General features: G+C 60.9%; 22 protein-coding genes and 1 tRNA gene. 9 read left to right on the top strand and 14 right to left on the bottom strand.

The features are described 5' to 3' along the window. Positions 1 to 153 precede the first annotated feature (153 nt). The 4 genes from proB to rplU form a co-directional block, all read right to left on the bottom strand. On the bottom strand, positions 154 to 1308 hold the full coding sequence (gene proB, locus B7G66_RS13405; RefSeq protein ID WP_003620533.1) for a glutamate 5-kinase: 1155 nt from the start codon (positions 1306 to 1308) through the stop codon (positions 154 to 156). 20 nt (positions 1309 to 1328) lie between these two features. After that, on the bottom strand, positions 1329 to 2348 hold the full coding sequence (obgE, locus tag B7G66_RS13400) for a GTPase ObgE (RefSeq protein ID WP_003620531.1): 1020 nt from the start codon (positions 2346 to 2348) through the stop codon (positions 1329 to 1331). A 146-nt stretch (positions 2349 to 2494) separates the two neighbouring features. Next, positions 2495 to 2764: a 50S ribosomal protein L27 gene (rpmA, locus tag B7G66_RS13395; protein ID WP_003620528.1), complete on the bottom strand. Its 270-nt coding sequence runs from the start codon at positions 2762 to 2764 to the stop codon at positions 2495 to 2497. Positions 2765 to 2840: 76 nt separating this feature from the next. Next, a complete protein-coding gene (rplU, locus tag B7G66_RS13390) occupies positions 2841 to 3155 on the bottom strand; it encodes a 50S ribosomal protein L21 (protein ID WP_003620526.1) in 315 nt (104 codons plus the stop codon). A 337-nt stretch (positions 3156 to 3492) separates the two neighbouring features. On the opposite strand from rplU, the gene B7G66_RS13385 reads away from it, so the two are divergent. Further along, positions 3493 to 3582 (top strand) — tRNA-Ser (locus tag B7G66_RS13385). A 209-nt stretch (positions 3583 to 3791) separates the two neighbouring features. Here the strand turns inward: B7G66_RS13385 and guaD are convergent. The 4 genes from guaD to B7G66_RS13365 form a co-directional block, all read right to left on the bottom strand. Beyond that, positions 3792 to 5117: a guanine deaminase gene (gene guaD, locus B7G66_RS13380; RefSeq protein ID WP_003620524.1), complete on the bottom strand. Its 1326-nt coding sequence runs from the start codon at positions 5115 to 5117 to the stop codon at positions 3792 to 3794. Positions 5118 to 5124: 7 nt separating this feature from the next. Next, positions 5125 to 7323 (bottom strand): FUSC family protein, encoded by a 2199-nt coding sequence (locus tag B7G66_RS13375; protein WP_040510889.1) that lies wholly within the window; start codon positions 7321 to 7323, stop codon positions 5125 to 5127. Between the two features lie 177 nt (positions 7324 to 7500). Next, positions 7501 to 8727: a UdgX family uracil-DNA binding protein gene (locus B7G66_RS13370; protein ID WP_003620520.1), complete on the bottom strand. Its 1227-nt coding sequence runs from the start codon at positions 8725 to 8727 to the stop codon at positions 7501 to 7503. A gap of 57 nt (positions 8728 to 8784) precedes the next feature. Continuing rightward, positions 8785 to 9117 (bottom strand): TIGR01244 family sulfur transferase, encoded by a 333-nt coding sequence (locus B7G66_RS13365; protein ID WP_003620519.1) that lies wholly within the window; start codon positions 9115 to 9117, stop codon positions 8785 to 8787. Between the two features lie 273 nt (positions 9118 to 9390). On the opposite strand from B7G66_RS13365, the gene B7G66_RS13360 reads away from it, so the two are divergent. From B7G66_RS13360 to ihfB, 4 genes are all read left to right on the top strand, one after another. Continuing rightward, on the top strand, positions 9391 to 9822 hold the full coding sequence (locus B7G66_RS13360; protein WP_003620518.1) for an ArsR/SmtB family transcription factor: 432 nt from the start codon (positions 9391 to 9393) through the stop codon (positions 9820 to 9822). Positions 9823 to 10210: 388 nt separating this feature from the next. Then, positions 10211 to 10675: a MucR family transcriptional regulator gene (locus B7G66_RS13355; protein ID WP_003620516.1), complete on the top strand. Its 465-nt coding sequence runs from the start codon at positions 10211 to 10213 to the stop codon at positions 10673 to 10675. An 86-nt stretch (positions 10676 to 10761) separates the two neighbouring features. After that, positions 10762 to 11706, top strand: coding sequence for a signal peptide peptidase SppA (sppA, locus tag B7G66_RS13350; RefSeq protein ID WP_003620515.1), 945 nt, complete (start codon positions 10762 to 10764; stop codon positions 11704 to 11706). A gap of 29 nt (positions 11707 to 11735) precedes the next feature. Further along, a complete protein-coding gene (gene ihfB / locus B7G66_RS13345) occupies positions 11736 to 12032 on the top strand; it encodes an integration host factor subunit beta (RefSeq protein ID WP_003620514.1) in 297 nt (98 codons plus the stop codon). A gap of 106 nt (positions 12033 to 12138) precedes the next feature. Here ihfB and B7G66_RS13340 read toward each other — a convergent pair whose 3' ends face one another. Together B7G66_RS13340 and trxB are read right to left on the bottom strand one after the other, a co-directional pair. Then, the gene (locus B7G66_RS13340) at positions 12139 to 13023 is read right to left on the bottom strand and encodes a LysR family transcriptional regulator (protein ID WP_040510888.1); all 885 of its coding nucleotides are present in this window, start codon (positions 13021 to 13023) and stop codon (positions 12139 to 12141) included. A gap of 95 nt (positions 13024 to 13118) precedes the next feature. Further along, the gene (gene trxB, locus B7G66_RS13335) at positions 13119 to 14078 is read right to left on the bottom strand and encodes a thioredoxin-disulfide reductase (protein WP_003620512.1); all 960 of its coding nucleotides are present in this window, start codon (positions 14076 to 14078) and stop codon (positions 13119 to 13121) included. Between the two features lie 164 nt (positions 14079 to 14242). On the opposite strand from trxB, the gene B7G66_RS13330 reads away from it, so the two are divergent. From B7G66_RS13330 to B7G66_RS13320, 3 genes are all read left to right on the top strand, one after another. Then, positions 14243 to 14713, top strand: coding sequence for an Lrp/AsnC family transcriptional regulator (locus tag B7G66_RS13330; protein WP_040510887.1), 471 nt, complete (start codon positions 14243 to 14245; stop codon positions 14711 to 14713). Positions 14714 to 14774: 61 nt separating this feature from the next. Continuing rightward, positions 14775 to 15902, top strand: a complete 1128-nt coding sequence (locus tag B7G66_RS13325) for a glycosyltransferase family 2 protein (RefSeq protein ID WP_003620510.1) — start codon at positions 14775 to 14777, stop codon at positions 15900 to 15902. Continuing rightward, the gene (locus tag B7G66_RS13320) at positions 15902 to 17410 is read left to right on the top strand and encodes an ArnT family glycosyltransferase (RefSeq protein WP_141312880.1); all 1509 of its coding nucleotides are present in this window, start codon (positions 15902 to 15904) and stop codon (positions 17408 to 17410) included. The genes B7G66_RS13325 and B7G66_RS13320 overlap by 1 nt, the downstream gene beginning before the upstream one ends. Here the strand turns inward: B7G66_RS13320 and B7G66_RS13315 are convergent. The 3 genes from B7G66_RS13315 to B7G66_RS13305 form a co-directional block, all read right to left on the bottom strand. Beyond that, positions 17355 to 17726, bottom strand: a complete 372-nt coding sequence (locus B7G66_RS13315; RefSeq protein WP_040510886.1) for a response regulator — start codon at positions 17724 to 17726, stop codon at positions 17355 to 17357. The two genes, B7G66_RS13320 and B7G66_RS13315, sit on opposite strands and share 56 nt — an antisense overlap. After that, positions 17723 to 18229 (bottom strand): NUDIX hydrolase, encoded by a 507-nt coding sequence (locus B7G66_RS13310; protein WP_003620503.1) that lies wholly within the window; start codon positions 18227 to 18229, stop codon positions 17723 to 17725. The genes B7G66_RS13315 and B7G66_RS13310 overlap by 4 nt, the downstream gene beginning before the upstream one ends. Before the next feature lie 91 nt (positions 18230 to 18320). Continuing rightward, a complete protein-coding gene (locus B7G66_RS13305) occupies positions 18321 to 18719 on the bottom strand; it encodes a hypothetical protein (protein WP_048859278.1) in 399 nt (132 codons plus the stop codon). A gap of 199 nt (positions 18720 to 18918) precedes the next feature. Between B7G66_RS13305 and guaA the strand changes: the two genes are divergently transcribed. Beyond that, positions 18919 to 20529, top strand: a complete 1611-nt coding sequence (gene guaA, locus B7G66_RS13300; protein WP_040510884.1) for a glutamine-hydrolyzing GMP synthase — start codon at positions 18919 to 18921, stop codon at positions 20527 to 20529. 371 nt (positions 20530 to 20900) lie between these two features. Here the strand turns inward: guaA and B7G66_RS19150 are convergent. Continuing rightward, positions 20901 to 21260, bottom strand: a 360-nt coding sequence (locus B7G66_RS19150; protein ID WP_200146829.1) for a transposase, incomplete at its 5' end; no start/stop codon positions are given.

The following is a 21260-nucleotide window of genomic DNA, read 5'->3' as shown; positions in this document are numbered from 1 at the left end:
GCCTTTTTGAAAAAAGGCGGCACCCAAAAACTTTTCTTGTTTTCAAACACTCTCTACAGCTTGTTTTTCGACAGGCTTCATTATTTCAGTGGGGTGTTTGTCCTGCTTGTGCAGCGAGGCCCCTTGGTTGGCTTTCGTTGCATCCCAAAGGGTTCAGGAAGCCTGCGCACAGGACCGGTCATTCAGCACCAGATCGTCGCGATGGATGATTTCATCGCCACCGTGCCAGCCAAGGATATTTTCGATCTCGTCCGACTGACGGCCCACGATGCGCACGGCATCCGCCGCGCCATAGGAGGACAGGCCATGGGCGATGCAATGTCCATGCATGTCCATTACGCTGACAAGGTCGCCGCGATCGAATTCGCCCGCAATCGCCTGTACTCCCGCAGGCAGCAGGGAGGAACCGCTCTGCAATGCGCGGACCGCCCCATCGTCGATGACAAGGTGCCCTGCGGGTGTCAGGCTGCCGCCAATCCATTTCTTGCGCGCAGATCGTGCATCGGGCGAGGGCAGGAACCATGTGCAGCGCCCACCATCCCACAGTGCGCGCAGCGGATGCAGCGGCTTGCCCTGTGCGATGACCATGGCGCATCCTGCCTGGGTTGCGATCCGTGCGGCCATCAGCTTTGTGCGCATTCCGCCAGAGGAATAGCCGGGCGGGGGGGCGCCCCCCATGGATTCGATCTCTTCCGTCAGGCTTTCGACCACCGGCAGGTGCTGCGCCCCGGGGTCTGTGCGCGGGTCGGCGGTATACAGACCGTCAATGTCCGACAGCAGCACAAGCTGGTCCGACGTGGTCATTTCCGCCACACGTGCCGCCAGACGGTCATTGTCGCCAAAACGGATTTCGGTCGTCGCAATGGCATCGTTTTCATTGATGATCGGCACACAGCCCAGCGTCAGCAGTGTATTGAGCGACGCACGTGCATTGAGATAGCGACGGCGATGTTCCGTATCATCGGGCGTCAGCAGCAGTTGCGCTGCATTCAGGCCATGTCGCGACAGGGCGTTGGTCCATGCCTGCGCCAGACGGATCTGTCCCACGGACGCAGCGGCCTGTTTTTCATCCAGTCGCAGCACCCGGCGCGTCAGGCCAAGCTGGTGACGGGCAAGGGCGATCGCACCGGAGGAAACGACAATGACCTGCGCGCCGTGTGTGCGCAGGGCGGCGATATCGGCCGCGACACTTTCCAGCCATTCCTGCCGGGGGGAGGCGGTTTCGGCATCAACAACCAGGGCACTGCCGATCTTGACGACGATACGCTGTCCGTTCTGCAGGCTGGGTAAGGGAAGGGGGACTGTCACGGCTGTCTCTATCCACGCGTTCAGGCGGGGGTGTCGGATTCATCCGCGCGGATGCGGGTGATCTGATCCTGCACAAGGCGCAGCACCTTGTCCACGCCCTGCCGCGATACGCCTGACATGGTCATCACCGGTGCGCCGCTGGCCTGTTCCAGCAGGGCGCAGCGTTCGGCAATGTCTTCGTCCAGCATTGCATCGATCTTGTTCAGGACGATGATTTCCGGCTTTTCCGCCAGGCCGCCACCATATTCATGCAGTTCGTGGCGAATGGTCCGCCATGCGGCAACCACATCTTCCTGTGTGCCGTCGATCAGGTGTACAAGCACGGCACAGCGTTCGACATGGCCAAGGAAGCGGTCACCCAGCCCCGTACCTTCGTGCGCGCCCTCGATCAGGCCAGGAATGTCGGCGATGACAAATTCTTCCGTCACCGACAGGCGTACGACGCCCAATTGCGGATGCAGGGTGGTGAAAGGATAATCGGCGATCTTGGGTCGTGCGGCCGATACAACCGACAGGAAGGTCGATTTGCCCGCGTTGGGCAGGCCAACCAGGCCGGCATCGGCAATCAGCTTCAGCCGCAGCCAGACCCAGCGTTCCTCCCCCGGCCAGCCCGGATCGGCCCGACGTGGGGCGCGGTTGGTGCTGGTCTTGTAATGCGCATTGCCCCGGCCACCATCGCCACCGCGACACAGCAGCAGGCGCTTGCCTGCCTCATCAAGATCGCCAAGCAGCGTTTCGCGGTCATCATCGAAAATCTGCGTGCCCACCGGCACCTGTATGACCACGGCGGGGGCCGCGGCCCCCGTGCGGTCCGACCCTGCGCCATTGCCGCCCTTACGCGCGCGGAAATGCTGCGTATAGCGGAAATCAATCAGGGTGTTCAGGTTGGCTACGGCCACGAAAATGATATCGCCGCCCCGTCCGCCATTGCCGCCATCGGGGCCGCCGAATTCGATATATTTTTCGCGCCGGAACGCGATGACGCCATCACCGCCATCACCGGATTTTACGAAAATTTTGGCCTGGTCAAGAAACTTCATCGCTCACGGGTCCGATCTGGGCCGGTGGCAGCCCCATGGACGTGTCTGATATCAGAAACACGCCGTGGTATCGATACGAAAAAGGGGACGGCCCCACGTGACCGTCCCCTTCTGGTCGAAAACTGTCTCCCGGGTGGGAGCGTTTTTTATTCCGCTGCTGCGGGCAGGGCTTCGACCGAAACATGCACGCGGCCTTCGGCGCGGCGTTCGAACTTCACATGCCCATCGACGAGCGAGAAGATCGTATGGTCGCGGCCAAGGCCGACATTCTGACCCGGCTTCATCTTCGTGCCGCGCTGACGGACGATGATGTTGCCTGCGATGACGCTTTCGCCACCGAACTTCTTGACGCCGAGGCGGCGACCGGCGCTATCGCGTCCGTTGCGGGAGGAACCGCCTGCCTTTTTTTGTGCCATTGCCTGAACTCCTGAAACTTGTTGACTGATCTCGACCTGGTCCCATGGGCAGTCTCATTGCCCGTGGGGGCGGGGATCAGGCAGCGTTGATTGCGGCGATACGCACCACGGTCACGGGCTGACGGTGGCCGTTCTTGCGGCGGCTGTTCTGCCGGCGGCGCTTCTTGAAGATGATCACCTTCGCAAGGCGGTCCTGCGCGATCACGGTCGCGGTGACGGTCGCGCCAGCAACGGTGGGGCTGCCGATCGTCGCAGCGCCTTCGCCACCAACGGCCAGAACCTGATCGAACGTGATGGTGGCGCCGGCTTCGGCTTCCAGCTTCTCGATCTTCAGGACGGTGTCCTTGGAAACGCGGTACTGCTTTCCGCCGGTGCGGATAACTGCAAACATAATTCTCTATCTTTCCGATCTCTGGGTCAGCGCGGCGCCATCTGGGATGATGGTACAGGCGGCAGGACCCGGTCGCTTTTTGACGTTGGCCGCGAAACCACGCGCGGCACCCCCTGTCTGCGCAGGGATTGAGGGCTGGCTTCTATCGGGCAATGTCGGGCGCGTCAATCGCTAATCCCACGGCATGGCATGATTCAGGGCATGATTCCTGCCATGTCGTGCATCATGTATGGGGGCCGGTATGGGGGCAGGGCGGGGAAGGTAAAAAACATCCACCTGCCCCCTTGCGCGCGTTGCGGGCGCACCGTATAAGCCCGCACCAACGCCGCTGACATTTGGAGAGGTGCCGGAGCGGTCGAACGGGGCGGTCTCGAAAACCGTTGTGCGTGCAAGCGTACCGTGGGTTCGAATCCCACCCTCTCCGCCAGTGTCACGCCATGCCGTCATAAACCTGAGCAGGCAGGCGCAACAGCAGAACCCACAAAAAAATCAGCAGTTTCCGGCAGTCACGATCTTCGTGAGGCAGGTATCGATCCCAAACAGGGGTGGTTGGTCCGTCGGGGTCGTGCATACGGACGATCTTGCGGCCGGCCCATCACCGCATGAGGAGCCGCCGCCTGTCGGATGTCTGGGGCGTCATGCGCGTTCATGCACCCTGCGTCCTGCGACATAGGTGGCGCGGATGCTGCGGTCATCACCCAGCATCATCAGGGAAAACAGCAGGTCGCTGATCGAATCGCACGATTGTGCCCGCAGGGCCTGCAATGGTGTTGCCTCCGGGTCGAGGATGCACAAATCCGCCTCCATCCCCGGTGCAATCGTCCCGATCCTGTGGTCGAGGTGCAGTGCCTGCGCACCGCCTGCCGTCGCCAGCCAGAAGGCCTGCACGGGGTGGAGGCGATGGCCCGTTCCCTGCGCGACCTTATAGGCTTCGTTCAGGCTCTGCAGTTGCGACAGGCTGGTACCTGCGCCGATATCGGTGCCCAGCCCCACACGGACGGGGCGTCGTGGGTCCAGCGCATCGAACAGGCGGAAGCTGCCACTGCCAAGGAACAGGTTGGAGGTCGGGCAGTGGGCCAGTGCGCATCCACTGTCATGGCAGGTCATGAGGTCGGGTTCATCAACATGGATGGCATGGCCCATGATGGCGCGTGGCCGCACCAACCCTGCATGCGCGTAAACATCCAGATAGGACCGGCGTGCGGGGAACAGGCTGCGTACCCATGCGACCTCGTCCAGGTTTTCCGCCAGGTGGGTCTGCATGAAGACGGTCTGGTCACGGGCCAGAAGTGCGCCCGCCAGTTCAAGCTGTTCCTCGCTGCTGGTGGGGGCAAAGCGCGGGGTGACGGCGTACATCTGCCGCCCGCGCCCGTGCCAGCGCGTCATCAGTGCAAGGGATTCGTCATACCCGCGTTGTGCCGTATCGCGCAGGTCCGGTGGGGCATTGCGGTCCATCAGCACCTTGCCCGCGATCATCAGTGTATTGAGGCGTTCTGATTCGCTGAAGAATGCCTCAACCGATTGGGGATGGACGGTGCAGAAAACCGCCGCCGTGGTCGTGCCGCATCGCAGAAGTCCGGCAAGGAACCTGCGTGCAATATCACGCGCATAAGCCGGATCGCGAAAGCGGCTTTCGGTGGGGAAGGTGTAGCGTTCGAGCCATTCCAGCAACTGTTCGCCATATGCGGCGATCATGGGCAGCTGTGGGTAATGGACGTGGGTGTCCACGAAACCGGCTGAAATCACGCAGTCTGGGTAATGTGTAACCTGCGTGTCGGCGGGCAGGTGGCGCAGGGTATCGGCATATGTGCCCATTTGCGCGATCCGCCCGTCGCGGATGATGAGCAGCCCGTCTTCCTCATGATGGAGTGCAGCAACCGGGTCGGTGGTGAACGGGTTGTCGCGAAAAGTGACGACCCGCCCCCGCAGGGCAAGGATATCGGGCGTGGGTGGTGCGGGCATCCTGCTGCTAGCCGATCATTTCGCTGGAACGATAGGGCTGCGAGGCGTCAAGGAACGCTGCATTTGCATCCAGTTCATAGGAAATGACCAGCAGATAGGCAATGGCGCGTGTCATTTCCACGCGGGAGGTAATGTTGGTTTCCTTCCCTTCGAGGATACGCAGCACCCGCGTCGCGCCACGGGCCACGCGGGCCGTACGGCCATAGCGGCCACTGAACTGCGCCATGCGATGCAGGAACAGGGTAATGGCGCGGTTGGCCGATTCCGGCAACTGGCTGCGTTCCAGCACGACACGCAGGCGGATGATGTTCAGCCCGATTGTCATCGCCGACAGCGTGCCCTGCAAATAGGCCTCGATCGTGGGGGAAGGGGTCGGCCCCGCATGGCGGATCAGGCGGGAGAAACGGTCGGTATTGCGCCCGATCCAGGCCCTTGGCTGCGGCAGCGGGTTGGCCGATGCCAGGTGGCGCAGGTCATGCAGGGTGCGGTTGCGCATGCGCCAGCGTTCTTCGTCACTGTTGAAAGGCAGGACGGCGCGGAAAATCAGTACGGCGAAGCCGATGCTGCACAACAGGGCAAAGGAGGCGTTGAAATATGCAATTTCATTCAGGCGGCTTTGGTTGCCGGGATTGACAAGGTTGGGCAGGAACAGGGAGTAGGACGCCGCAGCCCCCGCCGTTGCCGGGTTGCGTGCCGCAAGGCCGCCGGCAATCATCGGCAGCGCAAGGACGGCGGCCAGCATTTCGAATTCTGCCGGGCGCGGGATGAACAGCAGCACAAGAAAGGCCGACACGAACACCGCCCAGCACGCGCCGCGCAGGAAGTTCAGGGTGCCCAGGACCGGGTTTTCGCGTGTGGCGAACAGGCCGCACGTCACCGCCACCATGGTGATGAAACCAATCCCGTTCGACCAGGCCGTGACCTCCCAGATCAGTGCCGATGCGCCGATTGCCACTGCCGCGCGGATGCCGTTATACAGGGCTTCCTTGAAATCGCGGTGTGCTTGCAGGCGGAAATGGAAATGATCGCCGCGGATTTCGTGCTGGCTGGCGTCAAACTCCGTAATGGCCTGCTCCAGCTCGCCCAGAAGTTCGTCAAGCGCGTTATGCAGGATGCGGCAGTTGAGCAGTCGTTCGATCGTGTCGGTATCGTGTGGTGCCGCCGCGGCGAGTTCTTCGGTCAGGGCGTCGATGATGCGCTGGCGGCACACGCTGCGCAGGTCCTGCAGGTCCGTCATGACCTGCTGTATCTGTGTGTCCGATTCCAGCCGCCCCGGAAGGCCCAGCAGGAAGGTGCGCGTCAGCAGGCTGGTTTCGGTAAAGACCGGGTTGACCGTGCCCAGCGCCTTGATGCGCGCCATCATGCCCAGCCCGCGTGACAGCAGGACGGACACGGCCGCAAGTGCCGCGCGCGCGTGATCGCCTTCATGCCCGTGGGGGCCCATCTCGACTTCACTGAATTCGATCTGGTCATTGATCGACAAGATGGTGCCGAACAGCGCACGTGACCGGATGAAGGCCTGCTCGTCGCCGGCAAGCAGGTTGGCCACCGCCTCTGTAGAGGTGCTGAGCGCAGTCTGGATCTTCTGCCGCATGTTCTTTTTCGCGGCGGTGGCAAGATTGTGCGCGAACAGGACCGCCACCAGCGTTTCGCACGAGATGCCGAGCACGATATAGGTCGTGCGCGACATGGTGATCATGAAGATGTTGTCCGGGTCCTGACTGGCGGCAAGGGCGATGATCGCGCAGGTATAGCCCGCAAGCACCAGTGCATAGGAGCGGAAGTTGCGCACCAGCGTCGCACAACCGCAGCAGATGCCGATCCAGATGCTCAATGCCGGGAAGAACAGCCAGGGCGATTGGGGAAAGGAACAGACGATCACCACCGCGCTGATCGCGCCCAGTGCCGTGCCCACCAGACGCCATCGCGCCTTTGACAGGCTTTCCCCGCGCGACCCCTGCGCCACGATCCACACCGTCATGGCCGCCCAGGGCGGACTGTCGAGTTCCATCCACATCGCGATGGTCAGCGCCATAAGGGCGGCGAACGTCGTACGCAGCGCAAAGGCTATGGCCTCTGGCGTGGGGGCGTAGAGCCACTTGAGGCGACTCATGCGGTTGTAGCCGGGGGGAGAGAGAATCGAGAAATCTCGTCCACGGAAGACACGCGCGACGAAAGAGGGGACGATCTTCAGTTCAGCAGGCACAATATGCGGCTTCCGGCGGTACTGGGGGCGGTCCCTTGATAAACCAAGAATGCGGCAGGTAACGGTGTCGGGAGCGCATATCAGTCATTGGCTTTCCTCGTGGCAGGGACGCAGCACCTGTCATGGAAAGGGAATGATCGCTGCATTTGTTCCATCCGTGAATGGATGGGATGCGGATCATGATGTTATCAGGCTCCGCGCAAGGCGCAGATCCTCGATAAAGCGCAGATATTCGCGCGATCGCGCGTCCTCTGTGGGTTGGCGCAGCAGGAAAGAGGGATGCACCGTCACCAGTCCGCATGTCCCGTCGTCGAGTGTGATCGGGCGGGATCTTTCGCGTCCTATAACGACAGAGCGTTGCAGGATTGCGCTGGCCGCAGTCGCGCCGAGCATGACCAGCAGGCGTGGGCGCACCATGCGGCGTTCCGCATGCAGCCATGGGGCACAGGCACGGATTTCCTCCATGCCTGCTTTTTGGTGGATGCGTCGGCCATTGCGGTTGAAGAATTTGAAATGCTTCACCGTATTGGTCACATAAACATCATCGCGTGCGATGCCGACTTCATGCAGGGCGCGGTCGAACAGTTGCCCCGCCGGGCCGACAAAGGGACGGCCCGCCAGGTCTTCCTGATCGCCGGGCTGTTCCCCGACGAACATCAGTGACGCGGTGGTGGTCCCTTCGCCAAAGACGGTCTGGGTCGCATGGTGCGCCATGGCGCAGGTCAGGCAGGATCGCGCGGCCTCTGCCACGGCGGGCAGGGCTGTGATGCGTTCGATGTCCATCCCCTCCGCCAGAGGGAGGGCGGGTGAGGGGAAGGAGGCGGGATCCGCGCCTTCAAGGGGCGTGCCGGGATGCAGGGTGGTGCCGTCCCACCGCATCACGCGTTCCCCCATCTGAACGTGCCATGGATGGAATGAACGTTGCAGCGTGACAAAGCGTGCGTTGCAGTATGCGACGAGGCTGTCGGCGGCGTCCCATATGATGGCCTGCGTGGGATCGTGGGATGCCGCGACATGGGTGCGAAAGGCCAGTGTTTCGCGCCGCACGTCCTGTGCGATGTGCCGGGCGCGCAGGATTTCGGCGTCATCGGCAGGTCTGCGGGCAGGGTCTTCGCCAGTGGCCAGCCGCAGGACGAGGCGATAGGCAAGGTCAAAGCGATCCGGCGTTTCGGCCTGCAATATGTCCTGCACCAGGCGCATCATGGCCCGGGGAACGCCAAAGGTGGAGCGTGGCGATGTGTCGGCGTGAAGGGGGGCGGTAATGCCGGTCTGCATGGCCGCATCCGCGGGATCGCGGATGCGCCAGATGATATCCGTGGCGGGAATACCGTGCAGGGCCAGTGTGCGCGTGGCGTTGCGCCATGTCACGAAATCCAGACTGTGGGCCAGGACAACCGTGGGCATGGGGCACTCCGTAGGCAGTAATCTATAAGGCTTGAAGCAGGGACGGCAGTGGTGAAATCAGGGCTGCCGGGCAAGGGTCCAGAGTTGTCCCACACGGTTGCCCGAACGGCAGTAACCCAGAATCGGGCCGTTCATGTCCTTCAGCGCCGCGCGCATCTGCGTGATTTCATGTTCGGTGATATGTCCCGGCACGACCGGCAGGCACGCGAATTGCAGGCCGGCGGCCAGTGCCGCGTCCTTCAGGCTTTCTGCTGTCGGCTGTCCATATTCTTCCGCATCGGGGCGCATGCAGATGATGCTGCGGAATCCCTGTTGGACAATTTGCGGCAGGTCATCGGGCGTGATCTGGGATGCGGCGGTGAAATCTGGGCTGAGGGAATAGAGTTGCATCGTATGAATCCTGCATTCGGTGCGCGCGTGACGCGGTTGTCCGGGTATGCGCCCATCCCCGGAGGGAAGGCAAATTGTTATACAGTTAATATATTCATGTATGTAAAATAATCCGTATTTTATGTAAACTCTTGGGGTGTAATCGACATATGGGTAATGAGGCCTGTGAACATACAATGTCGATGGGGTTGCATATGGACGTCGCGGCATTAGGGCATGGTTTCTTTTTTTCTTCCTCGGCTGCCATATTCGGCAATGTTACGGTAACTGATCATGAATGCGATAGTAGACAGGCTCCCCCGCACGCGGGAGGCTGCTGAACTTCTGGCCCACCGTCTGCGCCTTTTTGCCCAGCCACAGCGGCTGCTTGTGCTTGCGACCCTGCTGGAAGGGGAAAAAAGTGTCGGCCAGATCGAAAGTGCCACCAGTATAGGCCAACCGACCCTGAGCCAGCAGCTCGCCGAATTGCGGCGTGCGGAAATAGTCGTGACCCGCAAGGAAGCGCGACAGGTCATTTACCGGATCATTACGGACGAAGAAGCAACGCGTATTCGCCTGATGTTTTCAATAATGGACCCCGATATTAATATTTGTGACGCGGTTCCCGGTATGCAGGAATGCGGGGCAGGGGCCGTGAATCCGGTCGCTTCACGTTCTTCGCAGGTATCCGCCGCACGTTTTGCGCGCGTTGCGTGCGGGGAATAGTATCGCTGTTCCTGTTCATCCGGCGCCATGACCGCGCGTTATGCAGGATTGCCATTCGCCGGCGGCCGGGTCTGAATAATCATTATTTTCAGACCCGGACAATGTTACATCAAGTTTCAATCTGAAAATATGTTTTATGATTTCATATGCGATGATTTCGCCGGAAACGTGGCGGATATCATGAAAACCATGATCCAGAGCCGCTCTGTCGTGATGGTTTCGTGATGGGGAAGGGATGTTTATTAAAGGTTATTTCCGTATTTTAATCCGAAGCCACATAAGATGCATATTGTATTTGCGCGTTTTATTGGGTAGTGCGTATTCAGGATGCAGATGATGGATGTTTTAAAGACGGCATCCATCATGATTGAAGAAATGGAACAGAATTATGTCGGATGCTGAACAGGATTTCTCTTTTCTTGAACTGACCACGCAGATCGTGTCGGCTCATGTTTCCAATAATGCCGTTGGGGCGGATACTGTTCCTGATCTCATCAAGCAGGTTTACCAGGCCCTGACCTCCCTGGATCAGCCGCAGGTCGAGCCGGAGAAGCTTCAGCCTGCCGTGCCGATCAAGCGTTCGGTTTTCCCCGATTACATCGTCTGCCTTGAAGATGGCAAAAAGCTCAAGATGCTCAAGCGTCATCTGCAGAGCGCCTATGGCATGACGCCCGAACAGTACCGTGAACGCTGGGGCCTGCCGAGCGATTATCCAATGGTCGCCCCCAACTATGCCGAGCGTCGTTCGACCCTGGCGCGTGAAATTGGCCTGGGGCGCAAGATCACCGCAGCCCCGAGCGAGGCCAGCGCCGAAACCCCGGCCAAGCCGCGTCGTGGGCGCAAGGCGTCCTGAATGGGGTATGATGCCCGGCCGTGGGATGCCATGGCCGGGACCTGTTCCGGTTTTTATTGATGCAGTCATGAAGTTGCGCGGGTCGCATGGCATTTGACGCAGATCTGGCACTGGAACGTCTGTCCCTGCGGCGGCGGCTGATATTGTGGCGTATCGTTGCGGTCGCCATGTTTGCCTGTGGCCTTCTGGCGATATCCGGGCGGGGCATATGGGGCGCGCGCGGTGATGGACGTGACCATCTCGTGCGGCTGCGTATTGATGGGGTGGTCGGTTCGGATACCACCGATACGCTTGCCCTGATCCGCAGGGCACGCAGCAATCCCGCCGTGAAGGGGATGTTGCTGGATATCAATACCCCCGGCGGTGCCGTTACCGGGGGTGAAACATTACATGACGCGATTGCGGAATTCGCGCGGCAGAAGCCTGTGGCCGTATCGATGGGCAGTCTTGCCGCATCGGCTGGCTATATGATTGCCGTCCCCGCACAGCGTCTGTTTGCCCATCATTCCACCCTTACCGGGTCCATCGGGGTCATCATGCAGGCCCCGGATGTCTCTGGCCTGCTGGACAAGGTCGGGGTGCGGGTTGACCAGCTTGTCTCCGGCCCGATGAAGGGGCAGCCCTCCGCCGTGCAGCCTCTGTCGCCACAGGGGCGGGAAATGTTGCAGGGTGTGATCGCCGATCTTTATGACATGTTTGTCACCATGGTGGCGCAGGGACGCCACCTTCCACGCGAAAAGGTGCTCGAACTGGCGGATGGGCGCCCTTATACGGGGTCGCAGGCCCTCTCGCTTGGTCTGGTGGATCAGATCGGGGGGGAGGAGGAGGCAAAGGAATGGTTGATCCGGACCCTGCATCTGTCTGAAACTGTTGATGTTGAAGATATGAAACCGCGCCCGTCATTTCATCTTGACTGGATGCGGCATCTGTTGGGAAGTGTCATGGGGATTGTTGCGGAATCGGATCGTCTGGATGGCCTGTTTCGGCCCGGTGGTGATCTTGACGGGGCCGTTGCGATCTGGAAACCTTAATTTACATAAAATATATAGAGGGAAGCAGGATGACCAAATCGGAGTTGATTGCCGAACTTGCCGCAGCCAATCCACATCTTCCCGCTCGTGATATAGAGCAGATTGTACAAACCATATTTCATGAAATCAGCGCGGCGCTGGCCCGGGGGGATCGGGTTGAATTGCGTGGTTTTGGCGCATTTACGGTAAAAAAGCGGGACTCGCGCACGGGCCGCAACCCGCGCACGGGTGAAATTGTCGCCGTGGAAGAAAAAGTCGTTCCGTTTTTCAAGGCGGGCAAGGAACTGCGTGAACGGGTCAACCATCAGGATGGCGCGGAAAGCTGACGGGTGGCGGCATGTCGCTGATGCCATGTGCCCATGGCGCTGCATAATGAAAAGGCCCTGCTGGAAAGCAGGGCCTTTTTTCATGCTGGGTCGTTTTTGCCCGTGGTCAGTGGCGGGCGTTGATTTCCGCAAGCAGGAAGTCGCGGAACACGGCCACACGCTTGGAGGTGCGCAGTTCCTCTGGATAGACAAAGTAGGCATCCACCGTCGGCAGCGGCACCTCGGGCAGGATCTTGACAAGATTGGGATACTGGTTTGCCGCATAAAGCGGGATCGACCCGATCCCGATGCCTGCTGCGATGGCGCCCGCCATGGCGGCAAGGCTGTTGACCTCCAGCCGGGCCTGACGGCGTTCATCGGACGGCACCCCGGTTTCCGCCAGCCAGTTGATGTGCGGCACCGGTGGGTGATACCCCCCGAACAGCACCAGCTTATGGGCATTCAGCTCCTCAAGCGTGGTGGGGGTCCCGTGTTCATTCAGGTACGATTGCGCGGCATAGATCGGCAGCGGGAAATCCGCCAGATGGCGCTGGATCAGGTCGGGCTGGCGTGGTGGGTGCATGCGCACTGCAACATCTGCCTCACGCATGCCCAGATCGAGGTCGTTATCCTCAAGGATCAGGGTGATGGAGATGTCGGGGTTTGTGTCCATAAAGCGATGCAGGCGTGGCGTCAGCCAGCATGTGCCAAAGCCCGTCGTGGTCGTGACCCGCAGGCGCCCGGCCGCCTTCTCCTTGCTTTCGGTCAGCAGGGACTGCGTCATCGCCAGCTTGGAAAAGACTTCACGCACCGTCTGGTTCAGGGTTTCGCCCTGTTCGGTCAGGATCAGGCCACGTGCATGTCGATGGAAGAGGGGAACCTGCAGCGCCTCTTCCAGAGCGGAGATCTGTCGGGACACCGCAGACTGGCTCAGGTTAAGCACGTCGCCGGCATGGGTGAAGGACCCAGCCTCGGCTACTGCATGAAATATCCGGAGTTTATCCCAGTCCACGCGTTGACTCCGTTCCTAATTCAAAGTTGCCATTTGTTATGACGTTCTGGCTGTGGTGAAGGAAATACCAGAGCAGGTCAAGAACTATGGCGAGTTTATGACGGATTTTCTGCCAAAAAGCGTTCAGCTTCCAGTGCCGCCATGCATCCGGTACCTGCCGCGGTGATGGCCTGGCGGAAGACCTTGTCCTGTACATCGCCTGCGGCGAACACGCCTGCGACCGATGTGCGGGTGCTGCCTGGTGTGGTCGTGATATAGCCATCGGCATCGATTTCGACCTGCCCATGGAACAGTTCGGTGTTCGGGCTGTGGCCGATGGCGACGAACACGCCATCTGTCTCCACCGTGGCGGGGGCATTCGTCACGGTATCGTGAACGTCGATGCTGGTGACGACGGGCGGGGTGCCGGACCCGATAATGCGGTCAACCGCAGTGTTCCACATGACCGAAATCCGTGGGTTGGCAAACAGGCGGTCCTGCAGGATTTTTTCCGCGCGCAATGTGTCGCGACGGTGGATCAGCGTCACATGGGTGGCATGATGGGTCAGGTACAGCGCCTCTTCCACTGCTGTATTGCCGCCGCCAATGACGACCACCCGCCTGCCGCGATAAAAGAAGCCGTCGCACGTGGCGCAGGCCGAGACACCGCCGCCCTGATATTCCTTTTCACCGGGAATGCCCAGCCAGCGCGCCTGTGCGCCGGTGGCGATGACGACGCTGCGTGCGAGGTAGGTATCGCCCGAATCCCCCACCGCCCGGAACATTCCCGTCTGCGGGTCGCGTGTCAGACTGCATGAAACGATGATGTCATCCACCAGTTTCGTACCGACATGTTCGGCCTGTGCCGCCATCTGCATCATCAGTTCGGGGCCCTGCACGCCCTTGGCGAAGCCGGGATAATTCTCGACATCCGTGGTGATCATCAGTTGCCCCCCCGGCTGTAGTCCCGCGACAAGGATGGGGGAGAGGCTGGCGCGCGCGGCATAGATGGCGGCCGTATATCCGGCGGGGCCTGCGCCGATGACAAGCAGGTCGGTAGTGTATGTGTTGGGCATGGGATCAGAACCGGTTTGCTTAGTGGTGAACGGTGGAGAAATGATTGATGGTGGGAATGGTATGATCGTCCACTGGCGTGAAGGCAAGGGTTAGGCTAGGAGAGGCATCATTACCGCATATCGGGACAGGATAACGATCCCGGGGGATTGAGATTGAAACGGACATGGCTGAACGGATGACGGAACTCGACGCGATTGACCGGCGGATTGTTGCCGAACTTCAGGCCGATGGACGCATGACGAATGTGGAACTGGCACGCCGGGTGGGTATTTCCGCCCCGCCATGCCTGCGCCGCGTCAGGCGTCTGGAGGAAGAGAAGGTCATCCTTGGCTATCACGCGCAGACCGACGCGGCGAGCCTTGGCTGGTCGATCACGCTGTTCGCCCTGATCGGCCTCGACAGTCAGAAGGAGGCGGTCCTGTCCGCGTTCGAGGCCGAGATTTCGGCATGGCCCGAGGTGCGCGAATGCCACATGATCCGTGGTGGTGGGGACTTCCTCGTCCGTCTGGTTGCCCGTGATGCGACGCATGAAAACATGCTGACGCGTCGCCTGACCGAAGCCGCCCATGTGGTCCGGGTCCAGACGCTGCAGACCATCCGCAGCAGCCTTGAACGGCCGGGCGTTCCGGTCTGATACATTTGGGCGCGGGCATGTATGCGCCATGTTTTGCCGGAAGGACGCGGCATTGGTGTTGATGGCTGACGATCATGGCCTGCCGGGGCGGGAACCCTGCCCGCCGCCGCAGGTCAGTATCGTGGTGCCCTGTTACAATGAACGCGACAATGTGCGTCCCATGGTCGATGCGCTGGCCGATGCGCTGGCGGGACGGTCATGGGAGGTCATTTTTGTTGATGACAGCTCCCCTGACGGGACGATGGATGTCGTGCGTGCCCTTGCCGCGCACGACGCGCGTGTGCGCGGGATATCGCGGCTGGGGCGGCGTGGCCTGTCCTCTGCCGTGATCGAGGGGGTGCTGTCATCCTCTGCCATGATTGTCGCGGTTATGGATGGCGACATGCAGCATGATGAACGCTGCCTTGGCCAACTGCTTGATGCGATTGCATCGGGTGGGAACGATATCGCCATCGGCAGCCGTCATGTCGCAGGGGGGGATGCCGGTGGCCTTGCCAACCGCTGGCGGCAGATGCTGTCGGATGTCGGAATCCGGGTGGCACGACGTCTCATGCCCGTCGATGTCCGCGATCCGATGAGCGGTTTTTTCGCGATCCGCCGCAGCGTGTTCATCGCGACCGCGCCACACCTGTCCGGCACGGGGTTCAAGATCCTGCTCGATATCATCATGTCGGCCCCCATGGACCTGCGGGTGGCGGAAATCCCGTTTGTCTTCCGCAGTCGCGCGGCGGGTGAAAGCAAGCTGGATTCTGTTGTCCTGCTTCAGTTCGCGGCCATGATGCTGGACCGGCTGTGCCGGGGGTATCTTCCGGTCCGGTTCATCAGCTTCTGCCTTGTCGGTTTGCTGGGTATCGGTGTGAACCTTGGGGTGCTGTCGGTTCTGTTGCAGTGTGGGGTGACATTTCCGGTGGGGCAGGTGGTCGGGACCTATGTTTCCATGATCGTCAATTTCGGGCTGAACAACCGGCTGACCTATCGGGACTGTCGTCTGCATGGGATGGCGCTGGCGGCTGGGCTGTGCCTGTTCGTGCTGATCTGTTCAGTCGGGGCGGTGGCGAATGTCGGCGTGGCGCAGATGCTCCTCAGCAGCGGGCCACGCCATTGGGGCAGCGCAAGCATGGCGGGGGCCGCCATCGCCGCAGTCTGGAATTATGCCGTGTCTTCCACCCTTATATGGAAAATCCGGTGATGTCGCTGCGGATGTGGTGCGGGCTTCTGGTGGGGACGCTCTGCCTGCGCCTTGTCCTTGGCTGGTACCTGCCCGTTTCCCCGGATGAGGCCTATTACTGGGTATGGGCGCATGCCCCGGCGGCGGGATATCTGGATCATCCGCCGATGGTTGCCCTGTGGATACGCGCGGGGTGTGCCCTGTTTGGTGATGGTGGGGCGGGGATCCGCTGGATCGGGACGATGGCGTCCATGTTTGCGATTCCCTTTCTGGCGCAGGCAATCCGCGATTTCCATGCACCATTCCCCGAACCGTCAGCTAGGGGCGATGATGGTGGCGTGATCCGTGGTGTTGCCCTGTTGCAGGCGACGTTGGCGATGGGGGTCAATGCCGTGGTCATGACGCCTGATACCCCGTTGCTGTTTTTCATTACAGTCATGTTGTGGGCGGTCGGACGGTTGATGGCGACGGGCCATGCGCGCTGGTGGCTGGTATGTGGCGCGGCGCTGGGGCTGGCGTTCGACAGCAAATATACGGCCGTGTTGCCGGGGGCGGGGATCGTTGCATGGTTGCTGCTGCATGGCGCAGGGCGCGCGTGGCTGCGCCGTCCCGCGCCATGGCTGGGTGGAATTGTGGCCCTGGTCGCTGTTTCCCCCGTTATCTGGTGGAACGCCACCCACCATTGGGCCAGCCTGCTGCGGCAGGGGGGGCGCGTGGGGGACTGGCACGCGGGGCGGGCGCTCGGCTTCCTGGGGGAACTGGTGGGGGGGCAGGTCGGGCTGGCGACACCGGGCATCTTTGTCATGTTCATCGTGGGGATGATGCTGGTGGTGCGCAACGCGCGGCGCGTACCCGCGCAGGGCGTGCTGCTGTGGATGATGCTGGTTCCCATGGTCGTGTTTGCCATGCATGCGCTTGGCGACCGGGTGCAGGCGAACTGGCCTGTGATCGTGTATCCGTTGCTGGCGGTTGCCGCGGCGCAGGTGACATGGGCCGGGTGGAAGCCCGCCGTGGCACTGGGCGGTGTTCTGTGTGCCCTGGTTTTTGTCCAGGCGGCGTTTGAACCATTGCCCCTGTCCGCGCATACGGACGTCATGCTGCGGCAGGTGGGGGGATGGCCCGCGTTGGCGGCGGATGTGGATGGCCGTGCCATGCCGGGGGACTTTGTGACGGCCTGCGATTATGGGACCGCGTCCGAACTGGCGCTGTATCTGCCGCATCGCACGGTTGCGGGGATGGAGCCGCGATGGACGCTGTTCAACCTGCCGCACGAACTGCGCGGGCAGGGGCTTATGCTATGCAATCCCCGGCGTGTTTTTGACCGGCGCTATTTCGCAACGGTCGAGGCCGTGGGCAGCCTGCGTCGCCATGGGCGCATCCGTGATGCGGAAACGCTGGATCTGTATCGCGTGCGCATGGCCGATCCTGTACCGCCCGATCAGCCACCGGGTATCGCCATCCTGTCGCGCGCGCCTATGACGGGGCCGCAGGCATCCCCTCCGCAAGACATGCTTCAAGCTGCGCCATAAGTGTTTTCATGCGGAACGGCTTGCTCAGCCCCGGCAGGTCGGGATGGCGGCCAAGGCGGTCCGGATCACCGCTGATGACGATAACGGGCACGTTTTTCGCCCGCAGGGCCGCAATAACCCCATCGGGCGTACCATCCGGCAATGTCAGGTCCACCAGGGCGGCGTCGAACGTGCCCTGTGCCAGCGTGTCCATCGCACTGGCCACGCTGGCGCAGGAGGATACCTGTGGGCCTGATGCCTCTATGACAGTCAGAAGCAGGTTTGCGATCATTTCCTCATCTTCAACGACAAGGACGCGGCGGGTGTGCTGTGTCATGTGTCTGTACCCTCGGTCGTCGCTGGAACCTGACGATATCCACGGTGCTGTGTCGTATGGGGCCATGGGATGACCCCGCGTGGTGACAGCGCGAGTTGCCCAAGTTCCAGCAGGCCGTTGCTCATGAGTTGGGGATTATCACGCACATGTGATATGTCGAACCAGCCTGCATCGCAGGCATCATCCCCTGCCTTGAGGGTATGCGTGCCGGGATCCGTGCATTTCACCGCCACGATCAGGTAGTGGAAGCGCAAGGCGCCCGTCGCATCGCGTTCGATCAGGTCAAATGCCGTCAGTGGTCCTTCCGCCCGCGTTACGACGCCGGTTTCCTCGCGCAATTCGCGTTCGGCGGCATCCATGAAGCTTTCCCCGGCATGGATGCGTCCGCCGGGAAACCCCCACAAACCCCGGTCCGGGGGATTGCGGCGCTGCACCAGCAGCAGGCGGTCACCACGTGTCACGACCGCAAGGACCGCGCCGGAAATTGTCGAAATCCCAGACATGCATGCATTATAGCGCCCGGCAGGGGTAAAAGGCCATGCGCGGGTGGGGTATGGGTGATGCCTATTGCGTGATGGTGCCTGCTGCCCCCCGTCAGGGGCGGGTCAGCACGATATGTGCCCGGCAGCGCGGCGTGCCGTAAGTGCCGACAATCGTATTGCCCTGCGGATGGGCCTCGAACACCATCGGGAATGGCTTGCTACCGGGGGGGGAGATGACTTCCTGCAGGTGATAATGCTGATGAAGGGGTTCAGGCCTGCCATGCAGGGTGATCGACCCATCGGCGGGGGTGAAGGTCGTGCGCGTCTGATCCACCTGAAAGGTGGAGGGCGCGCGTGTTTCCTCGCACGTGCCCTGATCGGTGACGAGTGTGCCCGTCCATAGTCCGATCGGGTCATGTTCCGCATCCGCCGGATGGGCCGATGCAGGAGAAAATATCATGGCGCCCGTGGCCGCCATCAGGACAAACAAACCGGCATGCAACGTTTTCATGGTATAGCCATGTGATTCCGTACGAAAAAAAATCAAGGTGTGAAGTCAGGTCAATATAATCGTCACGCCATATATTCAGCCGACATGCACAATGATGTTGTGCTACGTCGTGTGGCAACGCATATCCGACATCTGCAACATCAGGCCCGGCAGGGGCCGTGCCCGTTGCATGCGTCATGCCGCGACCGAAAGAGTGAGAATGAGCGAGAGTGTGAAAGCATCCCAGATCGACAGCGCAGGCGAGGCCCTGGAAGAGACCCTGCACGAAGACCGGATCCTGATCCTTGATTTTGGCAGCCAGGTGACCCAGCTGATTGCGCGCCGTGTCCGTGAAAGCGGTGTGTACTGCGAAATCTGGCCCTTTTCCAGTGACGAGGCGAAGATACGCGCCTTTGCCCCCCGTGGGATCATCCTGTCAGGCAGCCCGGCAAGCACGCTTGACGAAGGTGCCCCCCGGATCCCGGATGTTGTCTTCGCCCTGAATGTTCCCGTGCTGGGGATCTGTTACGGTCAGCAGGCCATGTGCCTGCAGCTTGGCGGTGCGGTCGAACATCACGAACATCGCGAATTTGGTCGCGCCCATATCGAGATCGTCAAGGACTGCGCCCTGTTCCGTGGCACATGGGCACGCGGCAGCCGTGAACAGGTGTGGATGAGCCATGGCGACCGTGTCACAAAGCTTCCGCCCGGTTTTCAGGCCGTCGCCATCAGCGAGGGCGCGCCCTATGCCATCATCGCGGACGAGGGGCGGCGCCTGTATGGTGTGCAGTTCCATCCAGAGGTGGTCCATACACCGCATGGTGCGGCGTTGCTGCGTAATTTCACCCATGATGTCGCGGGATGTCGCGGCACATGGACCATGGCCGGGTTCCGCGACATGGAAATCGCGCGTATCCGCGAACAGGTGGGCAAGGGGCGGGTGATCTGCGGCCTGTCCGGTGGTGTGGATTCCTCGGTCGCCGCAGTGCTGATCCATCAGGCCATCGGGGAGCAGCTGACATGTATCTTCGTCGATCCGGGCATCCTGCGCGCGGGTGAGGCGGATGAGGTCATCAAGACATTCCGTGATCGCTTCAACATCCACCTGATCCATCGCGATGCCTCGGACCTGTTCCTTTCTGCGCTGGAAGGGGTGAGTGATCCTGAAATCAAGCGCAAGACCATCGGCCGCCTGTTCATCGAGGTGTTCGAGGAAGAAGCCGCCAAGCTTGGTGGGGCGGAGTTTCTGGCGCAGGGCACGTTGTATCCCGACGTGATTGAAAGCGTCAGCTTTACCGGCGGCCCGTCCGTCACCATCAAGTCGCATCATAATGTGGGTGGCCTGCCCGAACGGATGAAGATGAAGCTGGTTGAACCGCTTCGTGAACTGTTCAAGGACGAGGTCCGTGCCCTTGGCCGGGAACTTGACATCCCCGAGGCGATCGTCGGACGTCACCCGTTTCCCGGACCGGGACTGGCGATCCGTATCCCCGGTGCGATCACGCGCGAAAAGCTCGCGCTGCTGCGTCGTGTCGATACGGTCTTCTTGGAGGAAATCCGTGCGGCAGGGCTGTATGATGCCATCTGGCAGGCCTTTGCCGTGCTGCTGCCGGTGCGGACGGTGGGCGTCATGGGCGATGGACGCACATATGATTATGCCTGCGCGCTGCGCGCCGTCACCAGCACGGATGGCATGACGGCCGATGTTTACCCGTTCGACATGGGCTTCCTCAATCGTGTTGCAGGTCGCATCGTCAACGAAATCCGTGGCATCAACCGGGTGACATACGACATCACCTCCAAGCCGCCCGGCACGATCGAGTGGGAATGAGGGGAAATTATTTCCATTGAATAAATTATTTATATTATAAATCTGTTTTTATTTTTGTGTTTAAGGCCGCATACTTACTAAGTATGCGGCCTTAAGTTTTTTATGTGGGGCAGGCGACCGGCCCATCGTGTCGTTTCGCGGGAATGGCCGGCTGGGCTCCCATGTCCCATATCCGTTCACGAAAGACGTTCGACGCGTAGTTCTTGTTCGCGACGTCCACAGGGGAATAGCGGGAACGCTGTCGAGCATGGCTGGTGCCAGAGACAGTTCATGAGCCTGTCCCGGGGCAACGCAAAACCAAGCCTTTTCCATGCCCGTCCGCGATCACGCAGGCTTTTGTGCCATAGCCATCGCCGGAACGGCCCATTGCTTCATAATGGTCTCGCTCTTCGAAAGAGGCCCCTTTTTTGGGCTTCCGCCGCTTGGTGGTGAGCTCCGATGTTCGAGCCACCCAGAAAAGTCATTCCGAGCACCGCTCCGTGTTGTTCCTTAACCCGTTCGAGCAGGCGTTCCCATACGCCGAGTTTCGCCCAGAGGATGAAAAGCTGGGCCACCCGCCACCCCGGACCCAGTTCAGCGGTGATGCTCCGCCATTTCGCGCCATGCTCATGGCGCCAGAAAAACGCTGCTATCGTATGCTGCAGATCATAGGGTTGCGTTTTGTCCCTTGGGCGAACTCCCCCAATCAGAGCCTGATTCGAAAGTTTTTCAGCACTGACAATGCCTTGCGG

Source organism: Novacetimonas hansenii JCM 7643 (genome assembly GCF_000964405.1).
GTDB classification, from domain to species: Bacteria; Pseudomonadota; Alphaproteobacteria; order Acetobacterales; family Acetobacteraceae; genus Novacetimonas; species Novacetimonas hansenii.
The sequence above is the reverse complement of the archived record's forward strand: the minus strand, read 5'-3'. Positions and strand labels throughout refer to the sequence as shown.